The organism is Vibrio sp. M250220 (assembly GCF_036533795.1).
Classification (GTDB): domain Bacteria; phylum Pseudomonadota; class Gammaproteobacteria; order Enterobacterales; family Vibrionaceae; genus Vibrio.
This window is the reverse complement of record NZ_JATABI010000012.1, coordinates 14,372-32,375: the sequence shown is the minus strand read 5'-3', so window position 1 is coordinate 32,375 and position 18,004 is coordinate 14,372. Positions and strand designations below refer to the sequence as shown.

Here is an 18,004-nt window from a genome sequence, read left to right as displayed (position 1 = left end):
ATACTACTGCCCGTCAGGGAACCACTCTTGCAGCAAATCTCTAGAACGTTCCAGCTCTTTTTGCCAAGTGTTGATACCAACGACTGATGGTTTCAAAAGAATCACCAATTCGGTTTTTTGCGTCAGTTGAGTCGTATTACGGAACAGATGCCCTAATGCGGGTACATCACCTAAAAATGGCACTTTTGACACTTGCTCAACCGTGTTCGACTTCATTAAGCCACCAATCACTACGACATCGCCATCTTGAGCACGAATCACCGAATCCGATTCTCGAATCGAGCTTGTTGCTAATGGCAAGGTTAGCCGTCTCGAACCGTAATCAATTTCTTTCTGCTCTTGAGTCACATCAATAACAGCAGGATGAACGTGCAATAACACATTACCTTGGTCATCAATCTGCGGAGTGACATCTAACGAAATACCGGAGAAGAAAGGGGTTAGCTCTATGTCTGTTGTGGTATTCGATGTCGAACTGTTCGAATCCGTATTTGCTGAGAAATCAGTGACAAAATAACTGTCCGTGCCTACCTTGATAACCGCTTTCTGGTTGTTGGAGGCCGTCACCCGAGGGCTTGAAAGAACATTCAGATCACCTTGCGTTGCCATAAAGCTCAATACGGCTTCAAAACTACCGCTCGAAATAACCAAATTAGACTGACCGCCTAACAAGGTGCCTATCGTATCTAAGCCGGGCAAAGGAAAAGGCAAAGGCAAACCATTCGAGTCTTTGACCGTAGAGCCCTTACCTAAAGTGTAATTCGTCCCGTTTGATGTAAAGGCTTTCGACCAGTTTATCCCTTGTTGATAGCCATCACTCAAGGTCACTTCCAAAATCTTTGCTTCCAAAATAACTTGTCGGTGCATACGTTGCTGGGAGACCATTAAGAAGTTGCGAATTTCTCTAATCTCATCAGGATAAGCTCTGACGGTAATCACACTCGCCTGAGGGCTCACCACAACACCTTGTCCATTGCCAGAACCAATAAGTTGTGAAACCGCACTTTCTAACTGAGGCCAAAAATCACTTTCGTTAGTCGTTTCAATCTCCGTCCCACCTCGAGTCGAGTTAGTCGAGTTACTGCTAGATGAGTTCGAGTTTGAATTAGAATTGGATGAGTTGTTCGACGAACTGTTATCGGTATTCGTGATCGTACCGGTTGAAATCGAGGTAAGTGAACGACCAGAACGCTTGAACTGTAAGTAATCAACCGGAATAGTCACCGTTCGTAACCCCGCAGGATAAACCTGAATTACGTTACCTGACTTAGTCACTTCGTAGCCATACATGTCTTGAACTACCGATAGCACCTCATCAAGAGAAACATCACTCAGATTAACTGTGATAGAACCTGTCACTTTGGGGTGGATAGCGGCGCTAAATTCCGTTCCTTTAACCAAGCTGGTAAAAAAAGCTTTTGCTTCGACGCCATTGGCCTTGATTCGAAAACGTTTTATGGTCTTGCTTTCTGTTATGTCGTCATTGGCAAGTTCCGGCATCAAGTCAGCCTCAACAGAAGGCGGCAGAGTTTCAAGGCTGCGGCTATTTTGCTCATTGATCGCTTGATTGAGAGTGCCTTTCGCTTCTATCGGATCGCGATGTCCCATGGAGCAACCAGCCAATATAGATGTAATCGTAATTGCGATAGCGAGTTTACGCATATGTTTCCACTGACCTTACTGTTTAATTTCCATAGAAAAGAGTTCTAATTTCCATTGCTGTTCACCGCGAGACAAAATGACAGCATCTGACTGGACTTGATTAATTCGGTAGCCATTAATTTTTTCCCCCATCCCCCTTACCTGACCAGCAAGAGTCGCTAAACAATGTTGCTCACCAGAACAGACGATAGCTTGAAGCTCCGGTAGGGGTGGTCGCACCTTTTGCTTCGGTTTCTCACCCGCAGGCCGTTGAGCTTCCCAACCCAGAGGTGCCGTCGGATCTTGTGCTGACCAAACATTCGTTGAAATAAGCATGAATACCGCAAACAGCCACTTTCTATCCACCAATAAACTCCTGTCTGGAACCTAGGGTATACACTTCAAGCACTAAACGGGCTTCAGGATACGCTTCAACCGTGTATCGAAAGCTTCGCCAGTAGTATTTCATCGGTAAGTTCTCTAGCGTATCTAAATACTCAACGATGGCAAAATAGTTCCCCGTCACTTCGAGTCTGACTGGATGTAAGTAGTAACTGGACAGGGTTTCTGATTGTTCATTACTTACTATTGGCTCAGCTTGCATTGATTCGAGCGCGACCAGCTTTAAGCCTTTTGTCTCTGATAAGACATCTTCTAGCAGTAGCGCCATCTCGCTCGGTGAAATCAGATTCTCAACGATCTCTGCAAGTTGCTCAGATAAACTCTGACTTTCAGACATCAAACGCTTGAACTCCAGATTGAGTTCTTGGTCTGGATCCTTTTTAAGTTTAGCCGTCATTAATAATATGTCGGCCTCTAAACGTTGTGCATCGAGCTTAGTAGCAGTGATCTGTTTCATCACCGCTTGATTGTTTTTTAAGATCGGCTCAACCAATACAACATATATTCCTAGTCCAAACGCCACGACGCCACATAGAGCGACCAGCCATTTCTCCCGCTGACTTAACTGAGCAAACTTGTCTTGCCACTGTTGCCAATACTGCTGCATTATTCGCGCTCCTGAGTCGTCTTTAGTTCAAACGTGATAATGCCTTGTTCATTGCGACCTATTTTGAGTTTCTCAAACGTCCTTCCTACGAGGTCTAACTCAGATTTGAATTGATTGACCCAATTAGGGATCGCTTGCGGATTTCTGGCTAAACCAACCAAATCAAGCGTGACGGCATCAATGGAGATCTCACTCAACGAGATATCGTTGCGACCTAAAGCCGCCAAAGAACGCATCACACCGGAATAACCAACTTGCTGAGTTTCATCAAACTCGCTGACCGCTTTGAGAGAGTTTCGTTTCGCTTCTATTTCTAGCTTTAACCTTGCTACCGCAGCAACTTTGGCAGGGGTCGGCTTATGCTGACTAAGGCGTTGGTTCAACACCGCGGTTTGTTTTTCAAACTCTGCGACTTGTGACCGATATAATTGCAGTTCTTGAGTTAACTGAGTTTTCTGGTACACCAATGCGGCACTGCTGAGCAAAAGAAAGGCACTTAACACTCCCCAGATGAGCGCAACATTGCGTAGGGTGAAATAGTCTTGCTTCGTTTTGAACTCTTCAGGGAACAGGTTGATCTGTGCATTTTGTAAATTTTGAACAATTCCAACCAGAATTTCTCCGGATTGCTGTCCCAACTCCGACAGCTGCGAGACTTTTACACTAAGCGTATCGTTTAAAGCGTCAACGATTTGCTGCTGCTCTTCATCATCACAACAGATGTACATTTGGTGCAGAGAAACACTGCGTAACTGTGACGAAAGGTAATCAATCGAACGTTGCAACTCTAGTGCGATACCATCTAGCTGTAAGATACTACTTGCAACGCCCGTCAATGGTGAGGCAATACCTCGTATTGTACGTTGGAATGCACATTGCGACTCCACAAATGCACTAACTCTGAACTGACTTTGCCTGCTGCGTTGAAGTAATAAGAAGTTTTTATTCTCACTCGCATGCCCCCAGACTTCGTCCTCAACCATAATTCTCGACAACTCTATGTTGAGTGATTTGAGACCGTGATATAAGTTGACTACTGCACTGCGCGAAAATACATAGACTTGCAGTTTATTGCTGTTAGGCAGAGCCACAGCGTCTGCCACAATATCGGTCACTCGTTCGCTAACAAGATCTTTGAGTAAGAATGGCAAAGCCCCAGCAAGTTCGTTTTCTGGAACACTTGGCTTTTCTATCTGGTAGGTTTGGTACAGGTTGGAGTCGAGCACGACATCAAGCACAACCTCAGACACATTCGCATCTCGCAAAGCATCCAATAATGTTTCATGCCACGTAGAGCCCTGATAAGGAACCGACAATGCTAACTCTACACCAGGCAATGATGAAAAATAGAGTGCACTCGGCTGAACAACAACGCTCAGACGCTTTGCCGTTTCTTTACTGCGCTTAAATTTGCTAATCAGTGATTGAATGTTCATTCTGCTCTATGTTCTTCTCCAGCGATTGCGCCGACCAGCTTGTACTTTGTTCGAAGATGGACTGACATTCATGCTGCTAGCTGCAAGTGGCAGCATCTGTTTCTCAGCACATAAGTAGCGACCCTGTATACCGTGCACGCCCAAATCTAAAATCGTTTTATGTTCTTGCTTATTATCGACACCAACGGCGATTACCTGAGTTTTAAGTCCATCACACGCCCCCATTAGACTGCGGACAAACAACTGGTTTTCATGCCGTTGATCGATCTTTTTAATTAAACTTCGATGGAGCTTCAAGTAACTGACAGGTAGCTCTTTAAGGTAATGGGTACTGACGATTGAACGGCCAGCTTGCCCTACTGCCACTTGGCACCCTAAACCGGCAATCATCTTGCTCACTGGACGCATGTAATCCAGATGCTTAACCAAACGGGCTTCAGCAAATTCAAATATTAGCCTCGCTCTTTGCTCCGACGGCAATTGCAGGAGTTCATCTCTGAACCACTTGAAGTAACTTCGGTCGGCAAATGGAACAACATGCAAATTGATGGCGTAAGTTGCTGAATCGTTTGACTGAGCGAGGTAGCGCCTAATTGTCGTGATTGTCGCCGTATCAAGTCGAGCTTCGTAGCCCACTGATTCTATCGCTGAATTAAATCGCGACGCCTTAATCACTCCCTTATCTGGGTCATTAATGCGTGCAAACAGCTCATAATGGTCAACTTTCTTATCTTGCTGCTGGTTCAGGAGATAGCAAGGCTGGGAGAATATGTACAGGTTCTCAGGCTTTAGCACCACATCAAACAAAGTTCGCCAACGGACACTGCCTCGTTCTTCGTCTGCTTCAATGTGTTTTTGAAAACGACTCCAAGTATTGATGCCTTGCAATTGTGCACTTTTTAACGCAGTTTCAGCTTCATCAATAATTCGCCCTTGACTCTCTGCCTCACGGTACATACTGACACCAATATGCACCCAATTATCGGTTTCAAGAGGAGAAGGAGGATCAAGTTTGGCTAACTGTTTTAAACAATGGCCAGCCATATTTGACACTTCTTTAGTCGACAAATTAGGCGCAAAAATAGCAAAATCCGAGCTGTAATAACGAGAGAGGATCACATCTGGATATCTCTGTATCACATTATTCAGTCCTTCACCCACTTCAATGAGAAAGTCGTTCGCCACCTGCTTACTTTGCTCAACTTGAATCACTTCCCAGTCATCTACCCGAATGATCAACACGCCACCATGGGATCCATGTTCAGACAAAGCCGCTTCCAATTTGCTATCGAATAGCACTCGATTGGCCGCCCCCGTTAACTGATCCAAGAAGGTCTGCGAGCGGATAAAGGTATCAAAACGACTTCGCTCCTGACGCGCATCTTGAAGTTCTTCTATAAGTCGATCGAGTGCTTCACTAGCAGTATAAGGCCACTCTTTGACATCGCCTTGCGCATACTCCTCTACTCGACCCGCTAATATCATTCGGCCACGCTCTTCAAGCAGTTCAGAGCCATGCAGTTGATCCTTAAGCCACTTAAGACCACGATGCAGACAGAAGACGATCAGTGCAACAGCTAAGGTAATCGACCACAGCGCTTGCATTGAGTATCCATAACCAATATACGGTGGGACCGCTTTAAAACGAATGCTATAGCCGTCATTGCGCTCCAAGGTGTATTGAGTGTGATATAGCAGAGAGGCGTCTATTTTAGAGGTTGTGTCTTTGAATCGATAAATCACACCGTAAGACGAGTGCAACTCCATCTCGACAATGTTCGAGGCTTGAAGCATTTTTGGCATCCATCGCTGGAGAGAATAGGCCGCATCTGGGTCTTCCATCTCTTTATCGACAACTTCAACAATGCCTTTCAATGAGTGCTCTAGATATTCTTGACCCAGTTGTTTAAACGACAGTGTCCCACCAAGAAATAGAATAAACATCGCACTCGTGACAATGACAGTCACAAAGGCAACAAGTCGAGTACTCAATTTTAAGGTAGGCGTGTACCTCATGGATAAAGAATTCCTTTTCTCAACGTATGATTCAAATTTTCAGGATGCTAATAGATAAACAGTCACTTAGCTAGCATTCCTTACCCAGCAACTAGGGGGATTTCGTATGTGATATTATTTACTATATAAAAAAGCCGCGACTTGCGCGGCTTTTTTTCAATAACAAGCACTTAGAATGGGATGTCGTCATCAAAATCCATTGGTGGCTCATTGTATTGAGGCTGAGCTTGTTGTGGCTGTGACTGTTGTGGCTGTGACTGTTGCTGATATGCAGGCTGTTGTTGCATTGCAGGTTGCTGTGGTTGTCCCCAACCACTTTGTTGTGGCTGTGATTGACCCATACCTTGCGCAGGATCACCACCTTGAGCACGACCGCCAAGCATTTGCATTACGCCATTGTAGCCCTGAACAACGATTTCAGTTGTGTAACGGTCTTGACCATTTTGATCTTGCCATTTACGCGTCTGAAGTTGACCTTCAACATAAACTTGAGAACCTTTACGAAGATACTCACCCGCCACTTCCGCAAGTTTGCCAAATAACGAAACACGGTGCCATTCCGTTTTCTCACGCTGTTCGCCAGTCGCTTTATCGCGCCACGATTCAGACGTTGCGATAGTGATATTTGCTACTGCACCGCCGCTAGGCATGTAACGTATTTCTGGGTCTGACCCCAGATTACCTACTAAAATAACTTTGTTAACTCCACGGCTAGCCATGTTTCGCTCCGTCTAAATTGGTAATGATAGATAAATAGCGCAATAGGATAACACGCTTTACGCTCGGGACAAATTCCTCGACTGACAATGTATCGTCGTAGCTCTAAGTCCAACAACTCTAAGTCTTTTTTTAGACCCCTCTTCAGCTCCCCTTCTCCTGAGTAATTCATGAATTACTTTTTGTCATGAATTTTAACGCAAACTGCACACCTCGATTCGCACTGATGGTTTCGTTGCAGCACTCTATGTGTGCACTAATGCAAATACACAGGATTTAAAAAATGAACAAAAAAATATACACCAGAACCATTCACTTTTTATCTGAAGACGTCACTGCCACTAATCCATTTATTGATAAGCTTGAGCAACAGTTAGAATTGACCATACCTCGAATGCAACCTAATGATCTGCTTATCGCACTTCAACGGCACAAACACCGAATTTTATTAATTGATCACTACGCTTATACTAGGCTCAAAAGCCAGATTCGCGATCTTCCACTAGCCGATAAGTCATTTGAAACGATCATTTTCAATGTGACACATCCGCTTTCAACCGATGAAGTTCTTGCTTTTGGTCACCTTAAAGGCCTCTTCTATCAACAGGATTCTATTGAGCACATCGCCAAACGCTGCAAAGATATCATCAATGGCGAGAATTGCTTGCCAAGCAAAGTATCTGCACAACTGCTCTATTACTATCGCAGTGTCGTCGACAGTCAGACCGCACCCGCAACGGTTGATCTCACGATTCGTGAACTGCAAATTTTACGCTGCCTGATCTCTGGAGCGTCTAACATACAAATTGCTGAAGATATGTTTATTAGTGAATTTACCGTAAAGTCTCATCTGCAAAAGATCTTCAAAAAATTGTGTGTGAAAAATCGTGCTCAGGCTGCATCGTGGGCTAGACAACATATGAATCCCAACTACTGAGTCACATAGTTAAAACGAATTCAATACGAATACTGGCGTATTCATTATCTATTTAGTTAAAGCATGGTATTGTTGCGCCAGTCAGGAATTCAGTAAAAAAAATTGAAAGGTTTAATCATGATCAAAAAGTGCCTTTTTCCGGCCGCCGGTTACGGTACACGCTTTCTACCAGCGACGAAATCAATGCCAAAAGAAATGATGCCAGTGGTCAATAAACCACTGATTGAATATGGCGTCGAAGAAGCGATTCAAGCAGGTATGAACGGGATGTGTATCGTCACTGGACGTGGCAAACACTCCATCATGGATCACTTTGATAAAAACTATGAGCTAGAGCATCAGATCAGCGGTACCAATAAAGAAGATTTATTGATCGATATCCGTGACATTATTGAGACCGCCAACTTTACTTACATTCGTCAACGTGAGATGAAAGGCCTTGGCCATGCCATCCTTACTGGTAAAGAGCTGGTTGGTGACGAACCCTTTGCCGTCGTACTCGCCGATGACCTGTGTGTCAATGAACAAGAAGGTGTTCTCGCGCAAATGGTCGCCCTATTCAAGCAGTTCCGCTGTTCTATCGTTGCCGTTCAGGAAGTGCCAGAAAGCGAAACTCACAAGTATGGTGTGATTTCCGGTGAAATGATCAAAGACGACATCTTCAGAGTTGATGACATGGTTGAAAAACCTGAGCCAGGAACAGCGCCAAGTAATTTAGCCATCATTGGCCGTTATATTCTTACGCCAGATATTTTTGAGCTGATTGAAAATACCGAACCAGGCAAAGGTGGCGAGATTCAAATCACCGATGCGTTGCTTAAACAGGCAAAAGCAGGTTGTGTTCTGGCTTACAAATTCAAAGGTCAACGATTCGATTGCGGAAGCGTTGAGGGTTACATCGAAGCAACAAATTACTGTTTTGAGAATCTTTATCTGAAAGACACAAAAAAATCTGAGCTTGGTAAGCAACACACCACCAAAGAAGACGTATAACCCGCCTGTTACAAAGATTAAGGCAGCTATCGGTAGCTGCCTTTTTGTTACTGTTTTTTTATCCAGTATTTTTCTTTGCACATTTCTCACTCTATGTAATACTTAGCCGACTTGTTTTTGCATAGAGTAATCAAGATGGATCAGATTGAAATCCGTGGTGCCCGCACCCATAACCTAAAAAACATTAACCTAACGATTCCACGTGACAAGTTGATTGTGATTACTGGTCTATCTGGTTCCGGTAAGTCATCTTTAGCTTTCGATACACTCTATGCCGAAGGTCAACGTCGATATGTCGAGTCACTCTCTGCATACGCTCGTCAGTTCTTATCCCTGATGGAAAAGCCCGATGTCGACCACATCGAAGGGCTATCACCTGCAATATCGATTGAGCAAAAATCAACGTCACATAACCCTCGCTCTACCGTAGGTACGATTACGGAAGTCTATGATTACCTCAGACTCCTTTACGCGCGAGTAGGTGAACCTCGCTGCCCAGAGCATAAAACGCCTCTAACGGCACAGACCGTCTCTCAGATGGTGGACAAGGTTTTAGAACTTCCTACTGGCTCAAAAATGATGCTACTCGCTCCTATCGTCAAAGAGCGTAAAGGCGAACACGTCAAGACGCTGGAGAATTTGGCGGCACAAGGTTTTATCAGAGCTCGTATCGATGGAGAAACCTGTGATCTTTCCGATCCTCCGACCCTTGAGCTGCATAAAAAACACACCATTGAAGTCGTCGTAGACCGCTTTAAAGTCCGTGATGATCTTCAGCAACGACTGGCTGAATCGTTCGAAACTACCCTTGAACTCTCTGGCGGCATTGCAGTGGTTACTTCAATGGATGGAGACGGTGAGGAAATTGTCTTTTCGGCTAACTTTGCCTGCCCACATTGTGGCTATAGCATGCAAGAGCTTGAACCACGCTTGTTCTCATTCAATAACCCAGCTGGTGCGTGTGGTACCTGTGATGGTTTAGGTGTACAGCAATATTTCGACCCAGCTCGAGTCATTGTTGATGATTCACTAAGTTTGGCTCAGGGCGCTATTCGTGGTTGGGATCAGAAAAACTACTATTACTTCCAGATGCTTTCATCACTTGCAGATCACTATGGGTTCGATCTGCACGCACCATTTAATTCTCTGCCGAAAAAGACTCGAGACATTATTTTAACTGGCTCAGGTCGAACTGAAGTCGAATTTAAGTACATCAATGATCGTGGTGATATTCGCGTGAAACGTCATCCGTTTGAGGGCATTCTCAATACCCTTGAACGTCGCTATCGTGATACTGAATCGAATGCAGTCCGTGAAGATCTGGCGAAATACATTTCGACAAAAACATGTTCAAGTTGTGATGGCAGCCGCCTAAGACTGGAAGCTCGCAATGTCTTTATTGGTGATACCACCCTTCCTGAAATCGTTGAGTTAAGTATCGCTGAAGCATTGGAGTTCTTCGCAGGTCTAACCCTGTCCGGACAAAGAGCACAAATTGCCGATAAGGTAATGAAAGAGATTAACGACCGTCTGCAATTCCTTGTGAATGTCGGACTGAATTACCTCAACTTATCCCGCAGTGCGGAAACGCTTTCTGGGGGAGAAGCACAGCGTATTCGACTCGCTAGCCAAATTGGCGCTGGGCTTGTGGGTGTCATGTATGTTCTTGATGAACCTTCAATTGGTCTACATCAGCGAGATAATGAACGCCTGCTTAAAACGCTCACACATCTGCGTGACCTAGGAAATACCGTATTAGTTGTCGAGCATGACGAAGATGCTATCCGCATGGCTGACCACGTCATAGACATAGGTCCAGGGGCTGGCGTTCATGGTGGTAACGTGGTGGCAGAAGGTACCATGGAGCAAATTCTTGCCAACCCAGACTCTTTAACAGGTCAATACCTTAGTGGCGCAAAACAGATTGCGCTACCTCAAACTCGTACCCCAAGAGACCCGAAAAAAGTTGTCGAGTTGATTGGTGCATCGGGTAACAATCTGAAAGACGTTTCTCTAGAAATTCCGGTGGGTCTATTTAGCTGTATCACTGGGGTTTCGGGGTCAGGTAAATCTACCCTGATTAACGACACCTTCTTTAAAATTGCTCATACGCAACTCAATGGAGCTACGACTGCAACCCCTGCTCCATACAAAAAAATAAAAGGGTTAGAGCATTTTGATAAGGTGATTGATATTGACCAAAGCCCTATCGGACGAACTCCTCGTTCAAATCCAGCGACTTACACTGGGATTTTTACGCCAATACGTGAGCTATTCGCTGGTACTCAGGAATCACGTGCTCGTGGTTATAAACCAGGACGCTTCAGCTTTAACGTGCGAGGAGGTCGCTGCGAAGCCTGTCAGGGAGATGGGGTAATTAAAGTTGAAATGCACTTCCTTCCAGATGTCTATGTTCCATGTGATGTGTGCAAAGGGAAACGTTATAACCGAGAAACATTAGAAGTGCGCTATAAAGGAAAAACCATTGATGAAGCGCTAGAGATGACGGTTGAGGATGCTCGCCAGTTCTTCGACCCTGTTCCTGTTATCGCCCGTAAGCTGCAAACCTTGATGGATGTGGGACTCTCCTACATCCGTTTAGGGCAAGCTGCCACAACTTTATCTGGTGGCGAAGCTCAGCGAGTCAAACTGGCGCGTGAACTCTCGAAGCGAGATACCGGGAAAACGCTCTACATTCTCGATGAGCCAACGACAGGCCTTCATTTCCATGATATTCAGCAGCTGCTGAATGTATTGCACCGTTTACGTGACCATGGCAATACTGTGGTTGTCATCGAACACAACCTAGATGTCATCAAGACCGCCGACTGGATTGTCGACCTCGGTCCTGAAGGTGGTCAAGGGGGTGGTGAAATTATCGCGACAGGGACACCAGAAGATGTGGCACTTATCGAAGGCTCTCATACTGCTAGATTCCTAAAACCTATGTTAAAATAACCACTAATTGTGAGATTGATAGACCAGTGACCTTGCATCACTGGTCTATTATTTGAGGTGTTATGATTTATGGCGACGGTACACGTAACAGGGACAGAACTTGAGATCAAGGCACCTAAACTCCCATTAATCAAGCCTTTCCTAGTATCACTAGGATTTGTATTTCTCGTAGCTATGCATTTTTTTATGCCGAATCCTGGTGGTTCAGGCCTCGCCTTGTCCTTCAACGCAACAACTTGGCTGGCAATCAGTGTTTCACTCGCTATCGGTTTATACCAATTAAGCACTACGGGCTACCTAAGATACAACAAGCTCACTATTGGATTATTTATTTGCTGTGTAATGATGACTGTGCCCATCTTTTATACAGGGTCTAAGCCCGCTCTCGTCGCCATTAGGTTAGCGGGGCTTTGGGCTGGTTTCTTACTCTTTTTTGTCCTGCAACAGTTTCGATTCAGTAATAAGCAGAAACAACGTTTACTCTGGTTTATTACGATTGCTGTTTTTATTGAATCCCTATTCGGTTGGGCTCAATTTTTTCTGCTACAACCGGGCAATATTTTCGGCTATGACACTGAAATAAATCGTCCATATGGGATTTTTCAGCAACCCAATGTGATGGCGAGCTTCCTTGCTACAGGCTTAGCTCTTTCTGGCTATTTACTCACTCGCCAGCCAACCAAATACCAACGCCACATTAGCGAAGTAACGTTACTCTATCTCATGCCGCTACTTTGCGTACCGCTGCTTATCGTGCTCGGTTCACGGACAGGATGGCTAGCCGCGCTTTTATCAACGCTGCTGGTTCTTCCTTATGTTTATCGCTTTGCAACTAAAAAGCGATTTATAGGTTGGACTGTATCCATTTTATTGGGGGTAGGTCTAGGATTTAGTTGTTTGACGATCCCATCAGAACAGGAGCCAATTGCTCTTGAAAAAATGCATCTGCAAAGCCCAAGACAATATACCTTTCCACAAGCTTTGGACATGCTGATTGAAAAGCCATTTACTGGCTATGGCTACGGTCGATTCGAGCCTGAGTATCTTGTTTACACCGCCCGCCAGCATCAACTCAATCTCAGTTATAAACCGGGGTTAGCTTCAATGGTTCACCCACATAACGAACTCTTGTATTGGGGGGTGGAGGGGGGCTTATTGCCGCTACTTGCGATTCTTCTTGCTGCTCTCTTCGTTCTGGCACGCCTATATCAGGCAAAGAAAGGGACTCGTTTAGCTATGTTTGCCCTATTCGTGCCCATCGTGTTGCACAGCCAGCTGGAATACCCTTTTTATCACTCGGCGATTCACTGGATCGCATTCATCATTCTGCTCTACTGGGTTGATCAACGCGCATGTCATTATCGACAAGCTTCGTTGAGTATCATCTCCCAAAGCACGCTGCGTGTTTTAAGTTTAGTCATGCCCATCGTGTCTGGGTTTTACTTAACCACAACTCTTCATACCAATTATGTCCTTACTGGTTTTGAGCGTTCTCAACCAAAGAACCCTGATATTCTTAATCAGGTGTCTAACCCAGTGGTGTGGCAAGACAGGTATAACTGGGACATCTACAGCACGTTTCTCAATATTGGTTTGATGACGCAGCAAGATGAACTCATTCAAGCTTATGTTGACTGGTCAATGAAAATCATTCGAGATAAACCTAGACCTGCTTTTTACAACAACCTGATCTTGGCATATTTGGGCTTAGGGGAAACGATCAAAGCAGAGCAAATTCGTAGCGAAGCTCAGTTTTTGTTCCCTGACATAAATTTCTCCGAAGTTCACTATATTCCACCAGACATAGATGCACTAAAAGCAGACCGAACAAACCAGCCGCAATAAAAAAGGCGACCCGAGGTCGCCTTAAATAAAGATGGCTACTACTGAGTAAGAGCCTCTTCAAGTGCTCGTAAACACAGAGCTACATTCTCAGCACGAGCCCCATAGCCCATCAAACCAATGCGCCACGCTTTACCAGCCAAAGCACCCAGACCTGCACCAATCTCTAAATTGTAGGTGTCTAGAAGGTGGGTACGAACTTTTGCTTCATCAATGCCTTGAGGAACATAGATTGCGTTGAGCTGAGGAAGGCGAGAGCTTTCCTCTACGACAAATTCGAAACCAAGTTTTTCCAAACCTTGTTTCAACTTTTCGTGCATAGCACGGTGACGAGCCCATGCTGATTCCAACCCTTCATTTTTCAGGATCAGCAATGCTTCATGAAGTGCATATAAGCTATTTACTGGCGCTGTATGATGGTAACTGCGTTTACCTTCTCCGCTCCAATAGCCCAACACTAAGCTTTGATCAAGGAACCAACTTTGCACTGGCGTCGTGCGTGACTGAATCTTCTCAATAGCAGCCGGTGAAAAAGTCACGGGAGACAATCCAGGTACACATGAGAGACACTTCTGACTTCCCGAATACACGGCATCAAGCTGCCATTCATCCACTTTAAGTGGCACGCCACCAAGGGAAGTCACGGCATCAACAATAGTTAGCACGCCATATTGCTTAGCGAGCTTACCTAAAGCTTCTGCATCACTGCATGCTCCTGTGGAAGTTTCAGCATGAACAAACGCTAGCACCTTAGCATCAGGGTTTGCTTTCAATGCCTGCTCGACTTTATCGATAGAAACAGGCGCGCCCCATTCATCATCGACAACTTCGGCTACACCACCAGCACGAATAACGTTTTCACGCATACGTTCGCCAAACACACCATTTCGACAAACAATCACTTTCTCACCAGCTTCGATTAAGTTGACAAAACAGGCTTCCATTCCCGCACTGCCCGGAGCAGAAACGGCAATGGTAAACTCATTTTCCGTCTGAAACGCATATTTAAGTAGTGATTTAAGCTCGTCCATCATCGCGACAAACAATGGATCTAAATGCCCAACGGTTGGACGACTCAAGGCTTGTAAAACTTGTGGTGAGATATCTGAAGGGCCTGGCCCCATAAGAATACGGTGGGGAGGAATAAAACTTTGAATCGTCATTGGCAGCTCCTTTTGAATTATATTTTTCGTTCTATCTTTACTCATCAAACCACCTTAATCCAATTCTGGCTCTGCGACAATTAGCCCAAAGTCGTGAGGTCAAACCAGTGTCACAAGTTTGTTAAATTATAAATGCCATAAAGTTACAGATAGTCATTGACATAACTCACAGAAACACGTTCAATGCAGATTATGTGGTGGATATTTATGCCACATAGCAAATTATTTTGCAGAAGAGGAGCACTGCCCAGGTAGATGTGTTGTGGAGCCACAACTCCAAAACAACGCTTTGAGGGGGAGCAGTGCCGAGATGGATTCAAATTGTCGGTTTGAATCTATCGGTTGTTAGGGTTGAATCCCTGCAACTGTCATCAGCCCTGTCTGATGATGAGCTTCTGAGGTAAATCATTCAAATATAGACCTCTCTTTCGCTCGAATCTCTTCATCAAAGCAAAACATTGGATGTTGGTATAGCTACCAAAATTTTTTATTTCAGGAAGCCTTGGGAGAAATGCTGTGAGCAGTTTTAATGTAGCTAAATTTGGTGGGACAAGTGTCGCTAACTTTGAGGCGATGAGCCGCTGTGCTGCAATTATCGAAAACAATCCAAACACCAAACTCGTTGTAAGCAGCGCATGTTCTGGTGTGACTAACCTATTAGTTGAACTTGCCAACGGCGTTCAAGACCAAACTCGACGCAATCAAGTTCTTGTTGAACTCGCTGAAATTCACGACGCCATTATAAGCCAGCTAGAAGATGCAACTCAGACTGCGACTGAGGTTTATTCAATCCTCGATACGATTACTAGCTTGGCTGAAGCGGCATCGATTCAACCTAGCCACAAACTTACCGACCACCTCGTGGCTTGTGGTGAGCTGATGTCAACACATCTGCTCACTCAACTAATGAAAGAGCGCGGCATCAATGCGGTTCGTTTTGATATTCGTGATGTTCTTCTTACAGACAGCCATTTTGGAAAAGCAGAGCCGGTATTGGAACAAATCAGCGCCTTAGCGAAACAGTTACTCGTTCCGCTATGCCAAGATTTTGTTGTGATCACACAAGGCTTTATCGGTTCCGATGACGAAGGTAACACCACGACATTAGGCCGAGGTGGTAGTGACTACAGTGCAGCATTGATTGCCGAGGCCGTAGAGGCGTCAGGACTGGAAATCTGGACAGACGTTCCAGGAATTTACACCACTGATCCACGAATCGCGCCAAAAGCATCGCCAATCCCAGAAATCAGCTTTAGTGAAGCTTCAGAGATGGCGAACTTTGGTGCCAAGATCCTGCACCCATCAACACTGGTACCCGCTTTGCGCCACGATATCCCTGTTTTCGTCGGTTCATCGAAAGAGCCAGAGAAGGGCGGCACTTGGATACGTCATCAAGTCGAAAGCTCACCACTATTCCGTGCATTGGCTTTGCGCAACAACCAAACCATGGTCACGCTACGCAGTGCCCAAATGTTCCACGCGTACGGTTTTTTAGCGAAAGTATTCGAAATACTGGCGAAGCATAAGGTATCCGTCGATCTCATCACGACATCAGAGATCAGTGTTTCTCTAACTCTTGATCAAACAGGAACATCGGGTGGCGCACCACAATTACCCGAATCAGCGCGTGTTGAACTGGAAGAGCTTTGTAGTGTAGAGGTTGAGCATAATCTCAGTGTCGTCGCTCTGATCGGTAATAACATGAGTGAAAGTAAAGGTTACGCGAAGCAGGTATTTGGTACTTTGGAGGACTTGAACTTACGAATGATTTGTTACGGCGCAAGCCCGCACAATTTATGTTTCTTGGTCAATGAATCCGTATCACGTCTCGCCATTCAAAAACTGCATGCGGAGTTGTTTGAAAAGTAGCGAGAAAATTTTGAAGGGTTGGCACACTATACCAACCCTTCAAGCTCAAAGGTTTACCTTATTCGCCTGCGACTTTCATCGATTCAAGCAAGATTGACCCAGTCTGGATTTGGGAGCGAGTTTCAACATCATTGCCCACCGCAACAATCTGGTTAAACATCTCTTTCAAGTTGCTCGCAATGGTGATTTCAGACACCGGATATTGAATCTCACCGTTTTCAACCCAGAAGCCCGCAGCACCACGAGAGTAATCGCCAGTGACAACATTCACGCCTTGACCCATTACTTCGGTGACCAATAACCCCGTGCCTAGCTCTTTCAGCATTTGCTCCAAGTTCTGACCTGTCGATTTTACAAACCAATTATGGATGCCACCAGCATGGCCTGTCGGCGTCATGTTCATCTTACGTGCTGCGTAACTAGTAAGAAGATATGTTGCAAGTACACCATCGGTAATGATTTCAAGATCTTGAGTGAAAACCCCTTCACTATCGAATGGCGTCGAGGCAAGACCTCGAAGAACGTGAGGGCGCTCCGAGACACTAAACCACTCAGGAAGAATCTGTTTGCCAAGATGATCAAGTAAGAATGACGATTTACGGTAAAGATTGCCTCCACTGATCGCCATCACGAGATGCCCTAACAATCCAGTGGCAACGTCAGCAGCGAACATAACTGGGTATTTACCTGTTTTCATTTTTTGCGCATCGAGGCGGCTGACCGTTTTCTCAGCCGCTTTCTGGCCAACCACTTCTGGCGTCCATAAATCATCTTTATGGCGGGCGACGGTATAGCTGTAATCACGTTCCATTTCGCCATTACGCCCCTGCCCAATCACGCAACAGCTCGTACTGTGTCGGCTAGATGCATAACTCGCCAATAGGCCGTGGCTGTTACCATAAACTTTCAAGCCGTAGTGGCTGTCATAGCTTGCACCATCACTCTGTTTAATCTTATCGCTGTAAGACAAAGCCTGTCGCTCAGCAGCAATCGCGATTTGCGCAGCAACATCAGGATCAGGCGTATCAGGGTGGAACAGGTCAAGATCTGGGATTTCTTTAACCATCAATTCTTTAGGCGCTGGCCCTGCATACGGATCTTCCGATGTGTACTGAGCAATATCAAGCGCAGCAAGTACGGTCTGTTGAATCGCCTTTTCGCTCAAGTCAGATGTTGACGCACTGCCTTTGCGTTGATTGCGATATACCGTAATACCTAGAGCACCATCGCTATTAAACTCAACGTTCTCCACTTCGCACATACGAGTCGATACACTTAAGCCCGTCGTCTTGCTTATGGCCACTTCTGCAGCATCAGATTTCTCTGCTGCCATTTCCAGCGCTTTTGCCACTGCTGCTTCTAACTCAACTCTTTGTTGAGCAACTTGCTGTCTTACGTCCATATTTACTTAATTTCTCAAAAT

General features: G+C 45.2%; 13 protein-coding genes and 1 riboswitch. Of the genes, 5 read left to right on the top strand and 8 right to left on the bottom strand.

What is annotated here, in order from left to right:
• Positions 1 to 3: 3 nt before the first annotated feature.
• The 6 genes from mshL to QTN94_RS06550 all read right to left on the bottom strand — a co-directional run bounded on the left by mshL (position 4) and on the right by QTN94_RS06550 (position 6,821).
• Positions 4 to 1,662 (bottom strand): pilus (MSHA type) biogenesis protein MshL, encoded by a 1,659-nt coding sequence (mshL, locus tag QTN94_RS06575; protein WP_331417557.1) that lies wholly within the window; start codon positions 1,660 to 1,662, stop codon positions 4 to 6.
• Between the two features lie 15 nt (positions 1,663 to 1,677).
• Positions 1,678 to 2,007 (bottom strand): MSHA biogenesis protein MshK, encoded by a 330-nt coding sequence (locus QTN94_RS06570; protein ID WP_331427240.1) that lies wholly within the window; start codon positions 2,005 to 2,007, stop codon positions 1,678 to 1,680.
• Positions 2,000 to 2,650 carry a type II secretion system protein GspM gene (gspM, locus tag QTN94_RS06565; RefSeq protein WP_331417558.1) on the bottom strand — a complete coding sequence of 217 codons (651 nt, stop codon included), beginning with the start codon at positions 2,648 to 2,650 and terminating at the stop codon, positions 2,000 to 2,002. Before gspM ends, QTN94_RS06570 begins: the two co-directional genes overlap by 8 nt.
• On the bottom strand, positions 2,650 to 4,086 hold the full coding sequence (locus tag QTN94_RS06560) for an MSHA biogenesis protein MshI (protein ID WP_331427239.1): 1,437 nt from the start codon (positions 4,084 to 4,086) through the stop codon (positions 2,650 to 2,652). The genes gspM and QTN94_RS06560 overlap by 1 nt, the downstream gene beginning before the upstream one ends.
• 6 nt (positions 4,087 to 4,092) lie before the next feature.
• On the bottom strand, positions 4,093 to 6,102 hold the full coding sequence (gene csrD / locus QTN94_RS06555) for an RNase E specificity factor CsrD (RefSeq protein ID WP_331427238.1): 2,010 nt from the start codon (positions 6,100 to 6,102) through the stop codon (positions 4,093 to 4,095).
• A 170-nt stretch (positions 6,103 to 6,272) separates the two neighbouring features.
• On the bottom strand, positions 6,273 to 6,821 hold the full coding sequence (locus QTN94_RS06550; protein ID WP_331427237.1) for a single-stranded DNA-binding protein: 549 nt from the start codon (positions 6,819 to 6,821) through the stop codon (positions 6,273 to 6,275).
• 281 nt (positions 6,822 to 7,102) lie between these two features.
• Here QTN94_RS06550 and QTN94_RS06545 point away from each other — a divergent pair, with 281 nt between their 5' ends.
• From QTN94_RS06545 to QTN94_RS06530, 4 genes are all read left to right on the top strand, one after another.
• Entirely contained in the window at positions 7,103 to 7,756 is a 654-nt protein-coding gene (locus QTN94_RS06545) for a response regulator transcription factor (protein WP_138973842.1), read from the top strand.
• Between the two features lie 117 nt (positions 7,757 to 7,873).
• Complete coding sequence (gene galU / locus QTN94_RS06540) at positions 7,874 to 8,749, top strand: UTP--glucose-1-phosphate uridylyltransferase GalU (RefSeq protein WP_138973843.1); 876 nt, start codon at positions 7,874 to 7,876, stop codon at positions 8,747 to 8,749.
• Between the two features lie 135 nt (positions 8,750 to 8,884).
• Complete coding sequence (uvrA, locus tag QTN94_RS06535; RefSeq protein WP_331417562.1) at positions 8,885 to 11,707, top strand: excinuclease ABC subunit UvrA; 2,823 nt, start codon at positions 8,885 to 8,887, stop codon at positions 11,705 to 11,707.
• Positions 11,708 to 11,776: 69 nt separating this feature from the next.
• Positions 11,777 to 13,552: a PglL family O-oligosaccharyltransferase gene (locus tag QTN94_RS06530; protein WP_331427236.1), complete on the top strand. Its 1,776-nt coding sequence runs from the start codon at positions 11,777 to 11,779 to the stop codon at positions 13,550 to 13,552.
• A gap of 38 nt (positions 13,553 to 13,590) precedes the next feature.
• Here QTN94_RS06530 and QTN94_RS06525 read toward each other — a convergent pair whose 3' ends face one another.
• Positions 13,591 to 14,712 carry a pyridoxal-phosphate-dependent aminotransferase family protein gene (locus QTN94_RS06525; RefSeq protein ID WP_331417564.1) on the bottom strand — a complete coding sequence of 374 codons (1,122 nt, stop codon included), beginning with the start codon at positions 14,710 to 14,712 and terminating at the stop codon, positions 13,591 to 13,593.
• Between the two features lie 225 nt (positions 14,713 to 14,937).
• Positions 14,938 to 15,115, top strand: a riboswitch (Lysine riboswitch).
• 113 nt (positions 15,116 to 15,228) lie between these two features.
• On the opposite strand from QTN94_RS06525, the gene lysC reads away from it, so the two are divergent.
• Positions 15,229 to 16,581 (top strand): lysine-sensitive aspartokinase 3, encoded by a 1,353-nt coding sequence (lysC, locus tag QTN94_RS06520; RefSeq protein WP_331427235.1) that lies wholly within the window; start codon positions 15,229 to 15,231, stop codon positions 16,579 to 16,581.
• 58 nt (positions 16,582 to 16,639) lie between these two features.
• Here lysC and pmbA read toward each other — a convergent pair whose 3' ends face one another.
• A complete protein-coding gene (pmbA, locus tag QTN94_RS06515) occupies positions 16,640 to 17,983 on the bottom strand; it encodes a metalloprotease PmbA (RefSeq protein WP_331427234.1) in 1,344 nt (447 codons plus the stop codon).
• Between the last annotated feature and the right edge of the window lie 21 nt (positions 17,984 to 18,004).

Bases quoted from the DNA above. Each gene is read 5' to 3' on its own strand.
- mshL (WP_331417557.1), bottom strand. From the start codon at position 1,662: ATGCGTAAACTCGCTATCGCAATTACGATTACATCTATATTGGCTGGT.
- gspM (WP_331417558.1), bottom strand. From the start codon at position 2,650: ATGCAGCAGTATTGGCAACAGTGGCAAGACAAGTTTGCTCAGTTAAGT.
- QTN94_RS06560 (WP_331427239.1), bottom strand. From the start codon at position 4,086: ATGAACATTCAATCACTGATTAGCAAATTTAAGCGCAGTAAAGAAACG.
- csrD (WP_331427238.1), bottom strand. From the start codon at position 6,102: ATGAGGTACACGCCTACCTTAAAATTGAGTACTCGACTTGTTGCCTTT.
- QTN94_RS06550 (WP_331427237.1), bottom strand. From the start codon at position 6,821: ATGGCTAGCCGTGGAGTTAACAAAGTTATTTTAGTAGGTAATCTGGGG.
- QTN94_RS06545 (WP_138973842.1), top strand. From the start codon at position 7,103: ATGAACAAAAAAATATACACCAGAACCATTCACTTTTTATCTGAAGAC.
- galU (WP_138973843.1), top strand. From the start codon at position 7,874: ATGATCAAAAAGTGCCTTTTTCCGGCCGCCGGTTACGGTACACGCTTT.
- uvrA (WP_331417562.1), top strand. From the start codon at position 8,885: ATGGATCAGATTGAAATCCGTGGTGCCCGCACCCATAACCTAAAAAAC.
- QTN94_RS06530 (WP_331427236.1), top strand. From the start codon at position 11,777: ATGGCGACGGTACACGTAACAGGGACAGAACTTGAGATCAAGGCACCT.
- QTN94_RS06525 (WP_331417564.1), bottom strand. From the start codon at position 14,712: ATGACGATTCAAAGTTTTATTCCTCCCCACCGTATTCTTATGGGGCCA.
- pmbA (WP_331427234.1), bottom strand. From the start codon at position 17,983: ATGGACGTAAGACAGCAAGTTGCTCAACAAAGAGTTGAGTTAGAAGCA.